Raw genomic sequence first — 14,807 nt, forward strand, 5'->3', positions numbered from 1 at the left:
GCCGCCTCGAAGCGAGCCACGTCACAGGCCGGACGAGAAGAAGGTCACAGCCGTGCCCACTGCTGCTCCTTTGTCGATCTCACCTAGCATCCGAGCATGACGGTCCTGCATGACGACGGGCTCTCGCTGGCCGCCGAGTTCCCTGACGCGACACATGAACAGTGGCAACACCTGGTGGAGGGTGTCCTGCGCAAGTCGGGCAGGGAGGTCTCGAGTTCGGCGGCCGAGGAAAGCCTGTCCACCACGCTGGAGGACGGGCTGCGCACCCGGCCCCTGTACTCCCCACGCGACACCGCGCCCGACCCCGGACACCCCGGCTTCGCCCCCTTCGTACGCGGCGGCCGGGCCGAGGGGAACACCGTCGGCGGCTGGGACGTACGACAGCGGCACGCAGTGGCCGACGGCGACGCGGTACTCGCGGACCTGGAGAACGGCGTCACCTCCCTGTGGCTGGCCGTCGGCGAGGGCGGCATCCCGGTGCCGTCGCTCGGCCGGGTCCTCGACGGCGTCCACCTCGACCTGGCGTCCGTCGTCCTCGACGCGGGGAGTGAAGCCGCGCCTGCCGCAGGCGAATTGCTGCGGCTGTACGAGGAGCGGGGCGTCGCCAAGGAGGCGGCGCGCGGCAACCTCGGCGCCGATCCCCTCGGCCACGAGGCCCGCACCGGGCAGGCGTACGACTTCGCGCCCGTGGCCGGTCTCGCGCGCCGGTGCGCCGAGCAGTACCCGGGGCTGCGGGCGCTGACCGTGGACGTGCTGCCGTACCACGAGGCCGGCGGCTCGGCGGCGCAGGAGCTGGGCTGCTCCCTGGCGACCGGCGTCGCCTACCTGCGCGAACTGACCGAAACGGGACTGTCCGTGCAACAGGCTTGTGCGCAGCTGGAGTTCCGGTACGCGGCCACCGCCGACCAGTTCCTGACCGTCGCCAAGCTGCGGGCGGCGCGCCGCCTGTGGGCGCGGGTGGCCGAGGTGTGCGGGGCGCCCGGCGCGGGCGCACAGGTGCAGCACGCCGTGACCTCGCCGGTGATGATGACCCGCCGCGACCCGTGGGTGAACATGCTGCGCACGACGGTGGCCACGCTGGCCGCCGGGGTCGGCGGCGCCGACGCCGTCACCGTGCTGCCCTTCGACCACGCGCTCGGCCTCCCGGACGCGTTCACTCGTCGCATCGCCCGCAACACCTCGGCTATCCTCATCGAGGAGTCGCATCTGTCCCGGGTGATCGACCCGGCGGGCGGCTCCTGGTACGTGGAGCGGCTGACCGACGAAATCGCCCACGCGGGCTGGGAGTTCTTCCGGTGGATCGAGCGGCTCGGCGGCCTGGCGGCCGCCCTGCGCTCCGGGCAGCTCGGCCAGGACCTGTCCCACACCTGGGCGGCGCGCAGCACCAAGCTCGCCGAGCGGCGCGAACCCATCACCGGCGTCAGCGAGTTCCCGCACCTCACCGAGCGTCCCGTGGAGCGCGCACCGGCACCGGTCCGGCCGTCCGGCGGCCTTCCGCGGGTGCGGCGCGACGACGCGTACGAGGCGCTGCGGGCCCGCTCCGACGCCCACCTCGCCGCCACCGGATCCCGGCCGCGGATCTTCCTGGCGTCGATCGGCCCCGCCGCCGGGCACACCGCGCGTACGACCTTCGTCTCGAACCTCTTCCAGGCGGGCGGCATCGAGCCCGTCACGGAAGGAACCTTCGAGAACAGCGGCGCCCGAGAAGTCTGCCTGTGCTCCAGCGACGCGCTGTACGAGGAGCAGGCCGCCGCAGTCGCCGCCGAACTCAGATCGGCAGGCGCCACGCACGTGTTCCTCGCCGGCCGCCCCGGGCAGTACTCCGGAGTCGACTCGTACGTCTTCACGGGCTGCGACGCCGTCGCCGTGCTGTCCGCGACCCTCGACCGCATGGGAGTGTCCTGATGGGAATCCCCGACTTCTCCGCAATCGAGCTGGGCAGCCCGGCCGTCGACGGCGGGGCCGACGAGTGGCGTACGGCCCTGAAGAAGGCCGCGGACGGGGACGACCTGCTCTGGGAGACGCCGGAGGGCATCGCGGTCAAGCCGCTCTACACCGGCCGTGACCTGGAGGGCCTGGACTTCCTCGGCACCTACCCGGGCATCGCCCCGTACCTGCGCGGCCCGTACCCGACGATGTACGTCAATCAGCCCTGGACCATCCGCCAGTACGCGGGCTTCTCCACCGCCGAGGAGTCCAACGCCTTCTACCGCCGCAACCTGGCGGCCGGCCAGAAGGGCCTGTCCGTCGCCTTCGACCTGCCCACCCACCGTGGCTACGACAGCGACCACCCGCGCGTGACCGGTGACGTCGGCATGGCGGGCGTGGCCATCGACTCGATCTACGACATGCGGCAACTCTTCGACGGCATCCCGCTGGACAAGATGACGGTGTCGATGACGATGAACGGCGCCGTGCTGCCGGTGCTGGCGCTCTACATCGTCGCCGCGGAGGAACAGGGCGTGCCGCCCGAGAAGTTGGCCGGGACCATCCAGAACGACATCCTCAAGGAGTTCATGGTCCGCAACACCTACATCTACCCGCCGAAGCCGTCGATGCGGATCATCTCCGACATCTTCGCCTTCACCTCCCAGCGGATGCCCCGCTACAACTCCATCTCCATCTCCGGCTACCACATCCAGGAGGCAGGTGCGACGGCCGATCTGGAGCTGGCGTACACGCTCGCGGACGGCGTGGAGTACATCCGGGCGGGGCGGGACGCAGGGATGGACGTGGACGCGTTCGCGCCCCGACTGTCATTCTTCTGGGCGATCGGCATGAACTTCTTCATGGAGGTCGCCAAGCTGCGGGCGGCCCGCCTGCTGTGGGCGAAGCTGGTGAAACAGTTCGACCCGAAGAACACCAAGTCGCTGTCCCTGCGGACCCATTCGCAGACCTCCGGCTGGTCGCTGACCGCGCAGGACGTGTTCAACAACGTCACGCGCACATGCATCGAGGCGATGGCCGCGACCCAGGGCCACACCCAGTCGCTGCACACCAACGCCCTCGACGAGGCCCTCGCGCTGCCCACCGACTTCTCGGCGCGCATCGCCCGCAACACGCAGCTGCTGATCCAGCAGGAGTCGGGCACGACACGGGTGATCGACCCGTGGGGCGGCAGCGCCTACGTGGAGAGGCTGACGTACGACCTCGCCCGCAAGGCCTGGCAGCACATCCAGGAGGTCGAGGCGGCGGGCGGCATGGCGCAGGCCATCGACGCCGGCATCCCCAAGCTGCGGGTGGAGGAGGCCGCGGCCCGCACCCAGGCGCGGATCGACTCGGGCCGTCAGCCGGTCATCGGCGTGAACAAGTACCGCGTCGAGAACGACGAGGCGATCGAGGTCCTCAAGGTCGACAACTCCTCGGTACGCGCCCAGCAGATCGCCAAGCTGCGGCGGCTGCGCGCGGAGCGCGACGAGCAGGCCTGCCAGGACTCGCTGGACGCGCTGACCCGGGCCGCCGGCGGCGAGGGCAATCTGCTGGAGCTGGCGGTGAACGCGGCCCGTGCCAAGGCGACGGTCGGCGAGATCTCCGACGCCCTGGAGAAGGTGTACGGGCGGCATGCGAGCCAGATCCGTACGATCTCCGGCGTGTACCGCAACGAAGCCGGCGAGTCCCCGTCCGTGGACCGTACCCGCACCCTCGTGTCCGCCTTCGAGGAGGCCGAGGGCCGCCGCCCGCGCATCCTGGTCGCCAAGATGGGCCAGGACGGCCACGACCGCGGCCAGAAGGTGATCGCCACCGCCTTCGCCGACCTCGGCTTCGACGTGGACGTCGGCCCGCTGTTCCAGACCCCGGCCGAGGTCGCCCGCCAGGCCGTCGAGGCGGACGTGCACATCGTCGGCGTCTCGTCGCTGGCCGCCGGGCACCTCACCCTCGTACCGGCGCTGAAGGAGCAGCTCGCCGAGGAGGGGCGCGAGGACATCGTGATCGTGGTCGGCGGGGTCATTCCGCCCCAGGACGTGCCGACCCTGCTGGAGATGGGCGCGGCGGCCGTCTTCCCGCCGGGAACCGTCATCCCGGACGCCGCTCACGACCTGGTCGAGCGGCTGTCGGCCGACCTCGGGCACGACCTCTGAAACCCATGGCGATCGACCTCGACACGTATGTGAAGGGTGTTCTCGACGGGAGGCGGGCGATCATCGCGCGCGCCATCACCCTCGTCGAGTCCACCCGGCGTCACCATCGGGCGCTGGCACAGGAGCTGCTGACCGAGCTGCTCCCCTACAGCGGGAAGGCGCGGCGGATCGGCGTCAGCGGGGTGCCGGGCGTGGGCAAGTCGACGTTCATCGACGCGTTCGGCACCCTGCTGACCGGGCTCGGTCGTCGGGTCGCGGTACTCGCGGTCGACCCGTCATCCAGTCGCACGGGCGGGTCGATCCTGGGTGACAAGACCCGGATGGAACGCCTGGCCGTGGACCCGGCGGCCTTCGTTCGCCCGTCTCCCACCTCGGGCACGCTCGGCGGGGTCGCCAAGGCGACCCGGGAGTCGATCGTGGTGATGGAGGCGGCCGGTTATGACGTGGTCCTGGTGGAGACGGTCGGCGTCGGCCAGTCGGAGACCGCGGTGGCGAACATGGTCGACTCCTTCCTGCTGCTCAGCCTGGCCCGCACGGGCGACCAGTTGCAGGGCATCAAGAAGGGCGTCCTGGAGCTGGCCGACGTGATCGCCGTCAACAAGGCGGACGGTCCGCACGAGCGCGACGCCCGCGCGGCGGCACGGGAGCTGGCCGGCGCCCTGCGGCTGATGCACGGCAGGGACGCGGCCTGGACGCCGCCCGTGCTCAGTTGCAGCGCCCGCGAGTCGACCGGCCTGGACACCGTCTGGGAACGCCTCGAACAGCACCGCACCCTGCTGGACTCGACAGGGCGGCTCGACGCCAAGCGCCGCGACCAGCAGGTCGACTGGACCTGGAGCATGGTCCGCGACGAACTCCTCGGCCGCCTGCACGCCGACCCGGCGGTACGGGCCCTCGCGCCCACCCTTGAACAGCAGGTCCGAGCCGGCGAATTGACGGCCACGCTCGCCGCTGAACGCATCCTGCGAACCTTCCGCGGCGAGCCGGGTCGATAGGGCGCCGACCGGCGTGACGGCCATCAGTGACCGGAGCGGCACTTCCCACGAGCGGTCGCGCAGCGGACGCAGGGTGTCGCCGGCGATTCGCGACCCCGTCCGTGTACCCGAGGTGCCGGGCGGCAAGATCGCCTTCGCGGACTTCTCGCCGCGGCGCCGGTATCGCCGCCCTCTTCTCGGTGTCGAGGTCATGTCACGCACGCGTCCGGACGGAGACGACTCGCTGCCGCCAGAATGTCGGTATCTGTGGGTTGGACGTCGTGATAGCCATGGCGGGCAGGGACCGTCGGCGCCAGGCCGGAGGAGGGATCGCCGAGTGGACGGCGACGCACACCTAGAGAAGGCGGACACCATGGGAATCGATCACACTGGTGCGGCGAACGTAGACGTACCTGCGACGAAGCTGGCTCGAGAGGCGACGGAGCTGATCCGCGACACCACGAGCGAGCTCATCTACCACCACTCGCGCCGGGTGTACCTCTTCGGGAGCCTGCAGGGGCGCAACCGCGACCTGAGCTTCGACCCGGAGCTCCTCTACCTCGGCGCCATGTTCCACGACGTGGGGCTCGGTGAGACCTTCCACGACAGCGGCCGCCGCTTCGAAGTGGACAGCGCGGAGGAAGCGAAGCGGTTCCTGCACGCGCACGGGGTTCCGGAAGACAGTATTCGCCGGGTCTGGACTGCGATCGCCCTGCACACGACTCCCGGGGTGCCGGAGTTCATGGAGCCGGAGGTGGCCCTGGTCACCGCCGGGGTGGAGTACGACGTCCTGGGCATCGGATACGGTGCGATCCCGGAGGCGGACCGGGCCGAGATCGTGGCCCTGCACCCGCGCCCCGACTTCAAGCGCCGGATTCTGGAGGCGTTCCATGAAGGCATCCGACCCAAGCCGGAGACGACGTTCGGCAATGTGAAGGCCGACGTTCTGGAGCACTTCGAGCCCGGCTTCGAGCGGGGCAACTTCGTTCGCACGATCCTGGAGTCGCCGTGGAAGGAGTAGTCCCGCCGGTGTCCCGCGGCAGACGTACGGTCGCCGTCGTGGCCTTCGACGGCGTGCAGCTGCTCGATGTCACCGGGCCCGTCGAGGTCTTCACCACCGCCAACCGCTACGGCGCCGACTACGACGTGCGCGTCGTCTCCCTCACCGGCGTCGGCGTCCCCACCTCGTCGGGCCTGGTGATCGGGGTCAATGGGCCGCCCTCAGACCTGCCCCGCCGAATCGGCACTCTGCTGGTACCCGGGCGGCGGGACTGGCGGTCCGCGGTCGCGGACACGCAGCTGGTGGATCTGGTCGCGCGCCTGTCCTCGCGCGCCGAGCGCGTCGCGTCGGTGTGCGCGGGAGCGTTCGTCCTTGCCGCGACGGGTGTTCTGGACGGGCGGCGCGTTGCCACGCACTGGGAGCTGGCGCCCCAGCTGGCGGCTGCCTATCCAGGGGTACGAGTGGAAGCTGACCCCGTCTTCGTCCGGGACGGTCACATCGTCACATCCGCGGGCGTCACGGCGGGGATCGACCTCGCGCTCTCCCTGGTCGAGGAGGACTGGGGCACGGACATCGCTCGCAGCGTGGCAAGGCAGTTGGTCGTCTTCATGGCCAGGCCCGGCGGGCAGGCTCAGTTCAGTGCCCGGCTGACACCGCGTCAACCACAGCACGCGGTCGTACGACGGGTGATGGACCGTGTCACCGCGGAGCCCACCGCGGAGCACACCCTCTGCTCCCTGGCCGAAGCGGCCGGCGTCAGTGCCCGGCATCTTGGACGGCTCTTCCGCATCGAAGTCGGCATGACGCCCGGTCAGTACATCGAGTCCGTCAGAGTCGAAGCTGCCCAGGTGCTGCTGGAGGACGGCACCGGAACCATCGAGGAAGTGGCACAACAGGCGGGATTCGGTTCCTCGGAGTCGCTGCGCCGGGTCTTCCAGCTGCGCCTCGGCGTCTCCCCGACCGTTTACCGCGCACGGTTCCGCAGCACCGGCGGCAGTCGTCACGTCGCGGTCGTGTAGGGCCGGTGGCCCGAGGGCGGACCTGTCTGTCCGAGGGGCGCGTCCCGCTCCGCAAGGGGCTACGAGCGCGTGGTCGAGCCCTGCCGTCACGCTCGCCGCGGCAACGGTCACAGAGGCTCCGCCCCCGAGTGCTGGGGCGGGGCCTCTGCGCGTGAGAAAGGGAACCCGCTGCGGACGAGTTGGAGCCCCTTGTCCGAACTGGTGAGCTGGTCACAGACGCCCTCCGAGCTGGTCCCCGCGGGGCCTCGCTGAGGCCGAAAGTCGTGATCCTCGCGCAGCGCCTCGGTGGCGGTCCCCGCCGGTCGTCGAGCGACCCGGCAGTGGTCCTTCGGCAAGGCCCGCCAAGGCGTCCGCGGTACGGCACGAGTTGCCTGCCGGTGCCCATGACCGACGCCGCATCTCACGTCCGGGCCGACAGGAGTCTCCCCGGCATCAGCAGTCATCTGTTCTCCAAGGCGGGGGCGACGACGGCGCGGTCCGGTTCGGCCGAAGCCCGCGCCCTCTATGGGGTCGACTCACGATAGGTTCCCGAAGAATATCTCGCAATAAGTGTTAACAAGGCCGACTGCTTCTGCTAACAATGCTCCCCGTCGGCTTCACGCTTCCTCTCCCGAGACGGGCGTCGCAAGTCCGAACGGCTGCCGTGCACGCGACACGGTCGCCTGCACCCCGTGCGCATCGCTCCTCACCGCCCCACTCCCAGCACGCCGTCAGGACCGCTCAGAGAAAGAGGACATCGCCATGCCATCGACCAGACAGACCCTCATCGCAGGCATAGCGGCTGTCGCCGTCCTGGCCACCGGATGCGCCGGCGCCGGAGGCGGTGGCAGCAGCAGCGGGAGCAAGAGCATCAACGTGCTGATGGTCGGCAACCCGCAGATGGAGGACATCGCGAAGCTGACGAAGAGCACGTTCACGAAGGACACCGGCATCAAGGTGAACTTCACGGTCCTTCCCGAGAACGAGCTGCGCGACAAAGTCACCCAGGACATCGCCACCAAGGCCGGTCAGTACGACGTCGCCACCATCGGCGCCTACGAGGTGCCCATCTGGACCGACAACGGCTGGCTGCACGAGCTCGGCACCTCCGCCGACAAGGACACGAGCTTCGACAAGGCGGACCTGCTCAAGCCCATGGTCAAGTCCCTGTCCGGCTCGGACGGCAAGCTCTACGCCATGCCGTTCTACGGCGAGTCCTCCATGCTCATGTACAACAAGGACGTCATGAAGGCGAAGGGCATCACGGTGCCCGAGCACCCGACCTGGCAGCAGATCGCCGACATCGCGGCCAAGGTCGACGGCGCCGAACCCGGCATGAAGGGCATCTGTCTGCGCGGCCTGGCCGGCTGGGGCGAGCTCGGCGCGCCGCTGACGTCCGTGGTCAACACCTTCGGCGGCACCTGGTTCACCAAGGACTGGAAGGCGCAGGTCAACAGCCCGGCGTTCAAGAAGGCCGTCAACTTCTACGTCGACCTGGTCAGGAAGCACGGCGAGGCGGGCGCCCCACAGGCCGGGTTCACCGAGTGCCTGAACGCGATGAGCCAGAAGAAGGCCGCGATGTGGTACGACGCGACCAGCGCGGCCGGTTCACTGGAGGACGCCGGCTCCAGCAAGATCGCCGGCCACGTCGGCTATGCCTACGCGCCGACCGTCGAGACCAAGAGCAGCGGCTGGCTGTGGGCCTGGGCGTGGGCCATGCCGAAGACCACCAAGAAGGCCGACGCCGCCTCGCAGTTCATGCTGTGGGCCTCAAGCAAGAAGTACGAGAAGCTGGTCGGCGAGAAGCTCGGCTGGGCGCGCGTTCCGGCCGGCAAGCGGGCCAGCACATACGACATCCCGCAGTACCAGAAGGCCGCCGCGTCGTTCGGTGACATCACCCTGAAGTCCATCGAGGGAGCCGACCCGTCCAACCCGGGCGTGCAGCCCAGGCCCACGGTCGGGATCCAGTACGTGGCCATCCCCGAGTTCCAGGACCTGGGGACCAAGGTGACGCAGGAGATCTCCGCGGCCATCGCCGGCAAGACCAGCGTGGACAAGGCGCTCGACGACGGCCAGAAGCTCGCCGAGGACGTCGCCAAGAACTACCAGTGACCCTCCCTGTCCGGCCGGCCCTCCCGCCGGCCGGGCACCGCTTCCCCTACCCGGCCGTCACTGGCGGAGGAAAGTCCATGACCACGCTCACCGCTCCCCCCAAGACCGCGCCACCGCCCGCCCTTCCGCGCACGCCCTCGGGCGTCAGCAAGTGGCGGCGCCGCATCCCGCTGCTGCCGGCGCTGATCTTCACGATCGTCGTCACACAACTCCCGTTCGTGGCCACGCTCGTCATCTCCACCTTCCAGTGGAACATCCTCAAGCCGGGAGACCGGCACTTCGTCGGCCTGTCCAACTTCACGTTCGTCTTCACCGACGAGCGGCTGCGTACGGCGGTGCTCAACACCATCGTGCTCACCGCGGCGGTGGTGCTCATCAGCGTGATCCTGGGACTCGGTCTGGCGATGCTGCTCGACCGCCGGTTCGTCGGCCGCGGGCTGGCGCGCATCCTGCTCATCGCCCCGTTCCTCGTCATGCCGGTCGCCGCGGCGCTGCTGTGGAAGCACGCCATCTACAACCCCGACTACGGGCTGCTCAACGGCACCCTCAACGCCGTATACCGGTTCTTCGGCGCGGACAACGGGCCCACGGTCGACTGGGTGTCCTCCTATCCCATGCCCGCCGTCGTGGTCTCGCTGGTCTGGCAGTGGACCCCGTTCATGATGCTGATTCTCCTGGCCGGCCTGCAGGCACAGCCCGGTGACGTCCTGGAGGCGGCGAAGGTCGACGGAGCGTCGGCCATAGCGACCTTCCGTCACATCACCCTGCCGCATCTGCGCCAGTACATCGAGTTGGGCGTCCTGCTCGGCACGATCTATGTCGTGCAGACCTTCGACGCGGTCTACACCATCACCCAGGGCGGGCCCGGTTCGCAGACGACCAACCTGCCCTACGAGATCTACCTGACCATGTTCCGCAAGTACGAGTACGGCCAGGCGGCCGCCGCCGGTGTCGTCGTCGTACTCGGCTCGATCGTGATCGCGACCTTCGCCCTGCGCACCATCGCGTCGCTGTTCCGCGAGGAGGTATCCCGATGACCGCTCACGCAGCAGTCGCCGCCCCCGGGGCGAGGTTCAAGAAGCTCCTGCGCCGTCGCGACGACCACGGCGGTGCGCCACGTCTGTCGCCCCTGTGGACCTTCGTCGCCTGGCTCGCCACCCTGGCGTTCTTCGCCCCGGTGGCGTGGATGGTGCTCACCTCCTTCCACCAGGAGGCCGACGCGGCGACCAACCCGCCGACCCCCTTCGCCCCGCTCACCCTTCACCAGTACTCCCTGCTGTTCAGCCGGGACATCACCCCGTTCCTTCTCAACTCGGCCATGGGCAGCGTGATTTCGACGCTGCTCGTACTCGCCCTGGCGGTGCCGACGGCCTACGCGCTGGCCATCAAGCCGGTCGAGAAGTGGACCGACGTGATGTTCTTCTTCCTGTCCACGAAGTTCCTGCCGGCCATCGCGGCGCTGCTGCCGGTGTACCTGATCGTCAAGGACGCCGGGATGCTGGACAACGTGTGGACGCTGATCGTCCTCTACACCGCCATGAACCTCCCGATCGCGGTGTGGATGATGCGCTCGTTCCTCGCCGAGGTCCCCAAGGAAATCCTGGAGGCGGCCGAGGTCGACGGCGCCGGCCTGCTCACCGTGCTGTGGCGGATCGTCGCGCCGGTCGCCATGCCGGGACTCGCCGCCACCTCGCTGATCTGCTTCATCTTCAGCTGGAACGAGTTCATGTTCGCCGTGAACCTCACCGCGACGCAGGCATCGACCGCCCCGGTGTTCCTCGTCGGCTTCATCACCAACGAGGGCCTGTTCCTGGCCCGGCTGTGCGCGGCGGCCACGCTGGTGTCGCTGCCCGTCCTGATCGCCGGTTTCGCCGCCCAGGACAAGCTGGTCCGGGGCCTGTCCCTGGGAGCGGTGAAGTGAGAGCGGCGGAGGGGGAGTTCGCGCCGAAGCCGCCCGTGAACCCCAGTCACGAGCTCGCCCGGAAGGTCGTCGCGGTCGGTTCCGCCGTCACCGAGCTGTCGGTCGGGGCCCGGGTCGCGGTCGACCCGTCGCTGTCCTGCTTCGAGTGCCACTGCTGCCGGATCCGCCACAACAACCTCTGCGAACGGTGGGCCGCGATCGGAGTCACCCACCCCGGCGCCGCCGCTGAGTTCGCGGCCGCCCCGGTCGCCAACCGCGCGGTCCTGCCCGAGAGCGTACGGACCGAGGACGCGGCCCTGATCGAACCGCTGTCCTGTTCCGTACGCGGCTACGACACCTGCGACCGGACTCGCCTCCCGCGTGCTCGTCCGCGGCGCCGGGACCATGGGCCTGATGATGCTCCGGCTTGCCGAGGCCACTGGCGCCGCGAGCGTCGACGTCGTCGCCTGCGGCCCGACTCGTCTCCCGCGTGCTCGTCCGCGGCGCCGGGACCATGGGCCCGATGATGCTCCGGCTCGCCGAGGCCACCGGTGCCGCGAGCGTCGACGTCGTCGCCTGCGACCCGACTCGCCTCCCGCGTGCTGGTCCGCGGCGCCGGGATCATCGGCCCGATGATGCTCCGGCTCGCCGAGGTCACCGGGGCCGCGAGCGTCGACGTCGCCGGCATCGACGCCGAACGTGTCGCTGCAGCAGGGAAGTTGGGCTGCTCCGCCAGGCCGCGTCAGCTGACGAACTCTCCCCACCGAAGTGCGGCGGCTTCCCGCCGCGCCGCCCGCCTCGCCCGACCACACCCGAAACGGAGCACCATCCCATGCCCCAGCAGATCCGTCGCGTACTCGTCCGTTCCATCGACGACATCGCAGTCGAGCGGATAGCCGCGCCGGTGGCCGGCGACGGCGAACTCCTCGTCCGCACCACCGTGGTGGGCGTCTGCGGCTCCGACACCCATGCCGCCCTCGGCCACCATCCGTTCATGCCCCTGCCCTACCACCCCGGACACGAAGCGGTCGGCGTCGTCGCCGCCGTCGGCCCGGGCGCCGAGGGCTTCGCACCGGGCGACCGGGTGATCGTCGAGCCGAACCTCTTCTGCGGGCAGTGCCCCCAGTGCCGCTCCGGCCGCTACAACATCTGCCAGGAACTGAAGGTGTTCGGCTGCCAGACCCCCGGTGCGATGACGGACCTTTTCACCATCCCCGCCGGCCGCGTCCACCACGTCCCCGAGGGCATGACCGACATCGAGGCCGCCCTCGTCGAACCGCTGGCCACGCCGGTGCATGCCGTGGCCAAGGCCGGCGACCTCACCGGACGTACGGTCGTCGTCCTCGGGGCCGGGCCCATCGGTCTGCTCGTCCTCGCAGCCGCCCGGCACGCTGGCGCCGCGAGAATCGCCGTCACCGACCTGCTGCCGGGCAAGCGCGACCGCGCCCTGCGCCTGGGCGCCGACGCGGTCCTGCCCGCCGACGCCCCCGACCTCGTTCACCAGGTCAGGGACGCGCTCGACGGTCCCGTCGACGTGATCTTCGACTGTGTCGCGCGCGAGCAGTCCATGGCGCAGGCCACCGACCTGGTGACCAAGGGCGGAACGATCATCGTCGTCGGCGTCGGCGCCGCCGGTCCCACCCCGGTCCGCCTCGACCTGGTCCAGGACCGGGAGATCCGCATCGAAGGCACCCTGATGTACACCGCCGACGATTACCGCTCCGCCACCGCGTTGATCGCCTCCGGGGTCATCGACACGGATGAGATCGTCACCGCGACCTTCCCTCTGGAGGAGGCGGCCAAGGCCTTCGCGGCCTCCCTCGCTCCGGAACACGTCAAGGTCCTGGTCATCGTGGAGGGGCCGTAGTGGTGCGTACCGGCCCCCGGTGCCTGATCAACCCTGTGGGAAACTTCGAAGGCGATGTCACCCGGCACCTTCTGGTGTGTCGGCGCCCGACCGCGTCCGTTGGGTCTGCCGCCTCATGGGGAAGGCCGGACGTACTGACCGGCAGCCGCACGATGGAGACCGGACACGGAACGGACGGGGGAGCCACAGTGCCAGCCAGGACACGTCTGTCGCAGGCCGCCGTCGAGGAGCGGCGTCAGTCCGTCCTGCGCTACGTCGTCGAACACGGCGAGACCCGCATCGACGACCTCGCCGAACGCTTCGGCGTCAGCCTCATGACGATGCACCGTGATCTCGACGACCTCGACAAGCGTCACCTGCTGCGCAAGGAACGCGGCCGGGCCCTCGCCTTCCCCGCCCTCACCATGGAGACGGCCACCCGTTTCCGTGAGAACAGCAGCATCGCGGCCAAGAACGCGCTGTGCGCGGCCGCGGTCAGCCGGATCAAGCCGGGCAGCACGGTGCTGATGGACGACTCCACCACCCTCTTCCCCATGGCGTCCGCCCTCGCGCAGCTCGACCAGATCGCCGTCGTCACCAACTCCGTCGGCCTGGCACAGCGCCTCGGGTCCGCCCCCGGTGTGGACGTCACCCTGCTCGGCGGGCATTACCACGGCGACTTCAACTCCTGCACGGGACCCGCGGTCACCCGCGCCCTGTCCCACATCCGCGCCGATCTCGCCGTGATGTCCGCCACCGCCGTCCTGTCGGGTCAGCTCTTCCACCCTCTGAGCGAGTACGTCGAGGTGAAGCTGGCCATGCTCGCTGCCGCACATCAGTCCTTGCTGCTCGTGGACCATTCGAAATTCGGAAAAACCGCCACCCACGCCTACGGCACCGTGGCCGACTTCCAGGCGGTCATCACCGACACCAGCACATCCGACGCGGAGATCGAGGCCATGCGTGGCCTCGGAGTCCCCGTCGAGGCGGTCGACACCGGAGAGCCCGCACCGTGATACAGACTCTGTTCGAAACCCCCAGCACCTATCGCCCCACCGCCGCCGAACTGGCCGCTCCGGTACCGCCGGTCGAAGCCGTGCTGTTCGACTTCAGCAACACGATCTTCCAGATGATCGACCTGGGGGCATGGCTGCGCCGGGTCGGTGAGGCCTCCGGGCGCCTCGCGCTGCTGGACGAGCAGGGTGGCGTGAGCGGGATCTCCAGGCAGCTGCGGGAGGCCTTCCGGCTGCCCGGCGTCGTCGCCCTCCAGGAAGGCCGGGACCTCTCTTCCGAACGACACCGTCTCGCCATGCGGGGATGGTGGGAGCACGTGGACTTCCTACGGGGCGCCGAGGAGGAGGCCTACCGGCAGCTCACCGCACCTGACGCCTGGGTCCCCTATTCCGACACGGGACCCACCCTGCGCGCACTGCGCGATCGTGGACTGCGCATCGGCATCGTGAGCGACTTCGCCTGGGACCTGCGGACCCACCTTGCCCACCACGGGCTGGACGACCTGATCGACGGCTGCGTCATCTCCTACGAACAGGCCCGCGAAAAGCCGGACCCCCAACTGTTCCTCAAGGCATGTGCCGACCTCGGAGCCGACCCCCGGGCCACGCTCATGGTCGGCGACAACCCGGTCCGCGACGGCGGCGCGGCCGCGTGCGGGCTGCGCACCTACCTCCTCCCCTCCGAGAGCCGCACCGGTGACCGCGGTCTGGCGGACGTCCTCCGGCTCGTTACCTGACGGTTTACGGGCTGTGGACGGCCGGGACCGGCGGACTGACGGCGCCGGGCTCCGGTCTCGCCGACCTCGCGATGCAGGTACTGATCGTTGTCCGTGCCGGGTGCCGGGTGCCGGGTGCCGGGTGCCGGGTGCCGGGTGCCGGGTGCCG

11 protein-coding genes and 1 pseudogene are annotated in these 14,807 nt (G+C 69.8%); all 12 read left to right on the forward strand.

Going from position 1 to position 14,807, the window contains the following annotated elements:
• Nucleotides 1-96 precede the first annotated feature (96 nt).
• The 12 genes and pseudogenes from AB0D27_RS07975 to AB0D27_RS08030 all read left to right on the forward strand — a co-directional run bounded on the left by AB0D27_RS07975 (nucleotide 97) and on the right by AB0D27_RS08030 (nucleotide 14,659).
• Nucleotides 97-1,905: a methylmalonyl-CoA mutase family protein gene (locus AB0D27_RS07975; RefSeq protein WP_362503653.1), complete on the forward strand. Its 1,809-nt coding sequence runs from the start codon at nucleotides 97-99 to the stop codon at nucleotides 1,903-1,905.
• Nucleotides 1,905-4,079, forward strand: coding sequence for a methylmalonyl-CoA mutase (gene scpA, locus AB0D27_RS07980; RefSeq protein WP_362503655.1), 2,175 nt, complete (start codon nucleotides 1,905-1,907; stop codon nucleotides 4,077-4,079). Before AB0D27_RS07975 ends, scpA begins: the two co-directional genes overlap by 1 nt.
• A gap of 5 nt (nucleotides 4,080-4,084) precedes the next feature.
• Nucleotides 4,085-5,074, forward strand: a complete 990-nt coding sequence (gene meaB, locus AB0D27_RS07985; RefSeq protein WP_362503657.1) for a methylmalonyl Co-A mutase-associated GTPase MeaB — start codon at nucleotides 4,085-4,087, stop codon at nucleotides 5,072-5,074.
• Between the two features lie 352 nt (nucleotides 5,075-5,426).
• Nucleotides 5,427-6,074, forward strand: coding sequence for an HD domain-containing protein (locus AB0D27_RS07990; RefSeq protein WP_362503660.1), 648 nt, complete (start codon nucleotides 5,427-5,429; stop codon nucleotides 6,072-6,074).
• Between the two features lie 8 nt (nucleotides 6,075-6,082).
• Complete coding sequence (locus AB0D27_RS07995; protein ID WP_362503663.1) at nucleotides 6,083-7,072, forward strand: GlxA family transcriptional regulator; 990 nt, start codon at nucleotides 6,083-6,085, stop codon at nucleotides 7,070-7,072.
• A 741-nt stretch (nucleotides 7,073-7,813) separates the two neighbouring features.
• On the forward strand, nucleotides 7,814-9,163 hold the full coding sequence (locus AB0D27_RS08000; RefSeq protein ID WP_362503666.1) for a sugar ABC transporter substrate-binding protein: 1,350 nt from the start codon (nucleotides 7,814-7,816) through the stop codon (nucleotides 9,161-9,163).
• 77 nt (nucleotides 9,164-9,240) lie between these two features.
• Nucleotides 9,241-10,200 carry a sugar ABC transporter permease gene (locus AB0D27_RS08005; RefSeq protein ID WP_362503669.1) on the forward strand — a complete coding sequence of 320 codons (960 nt, stop codon included), beginning with the start codon at nucleotides 9,241-9,243 and terminating at the stop codon, nucleotides 10,198-10,200.
• Complete coding sequence (locus AB0D27_RS08010; protein ID WP_362503672.1) at nucleotides 10,197-11,084, forward strand: carbohydrate ABC transporter permease; 888 nt, start codon at nucleotides 10,197-10,199, stop codon at nucleotides 11,082-11,084. The genes AB0D27_RS08005 and AB0D27_RS08010 overlap by 4 nt, the downstream gene beginning before the upstream one ends.
• Nucleotides 11,081-11,528 (forward strand): annotated as a pseudogene (locus tag AB0D27_RS08015) (alcohol dehydrogenase catalytic domain-containing protein); the annotation flags it as partial. The gene AB0D27_RS08010 and the pseudogene AB0D27_RS08015, both read left to right, overlap by 4 nt.
• Nucleotides 11,529-11,895: 367 nt before the next feature.
• Nucleotides 11,896-12,930: an alcohol dehydrogenase catalytic domain-containing protein gene (locus AB0D27_RS08020; protein ID WP_362503675.1), complete on the forward strand. Its 1,035-nt coding sequence runs from the start codon at nucleotides 11,896-11,898 to the stop codon at nucleotides 12,928-12,930.
• A 188-nt stretch (nucleotides 12,931-13,118) separates the two neighbouring features.
• Nucleotides 13,119-13,925 carry a DeoR/GlpR family DNA-binding transcription regulator gene (locus AB0D27_RS08025; RefSeq protein ID WP_362503678.1) on the forward strand — a complete coding sequence of 269 codons (807 nt, stop codon included), beginning with the start codon at nucleotides 13,119-13,121 and terminating at the stop codon, nucleotides 13,923-13,925.
• On the forward strand, nucleotides 13,922-14,659 hold the full coding sequence (locus AB0D27_RS08030) for an HAD-IA family hydrolase (RefSeq protein WP_362503681.1): 738 nt from the start codon (nucleotides 13,922-13,924) through the stop codon (nucleotides 14,657-14,659). The genes AB0D27_RS08025 and AB0D27_RS08030 overlap by 4 nt, the downstream gene beginning before the upstream one ends.
• Nucleotides 14,660-14,807: the final 148 nt, after the last annotated feature.

The sequence above is a fragment of the Streptomyces sp. NPDC048415 genome (assembly GCF_040651675.1).
Classification (GTDB): Bacteria; Actinomycetota; Actinomycetes; order Streptomycetales; family Streptomycetaceae; genus Streptomyces.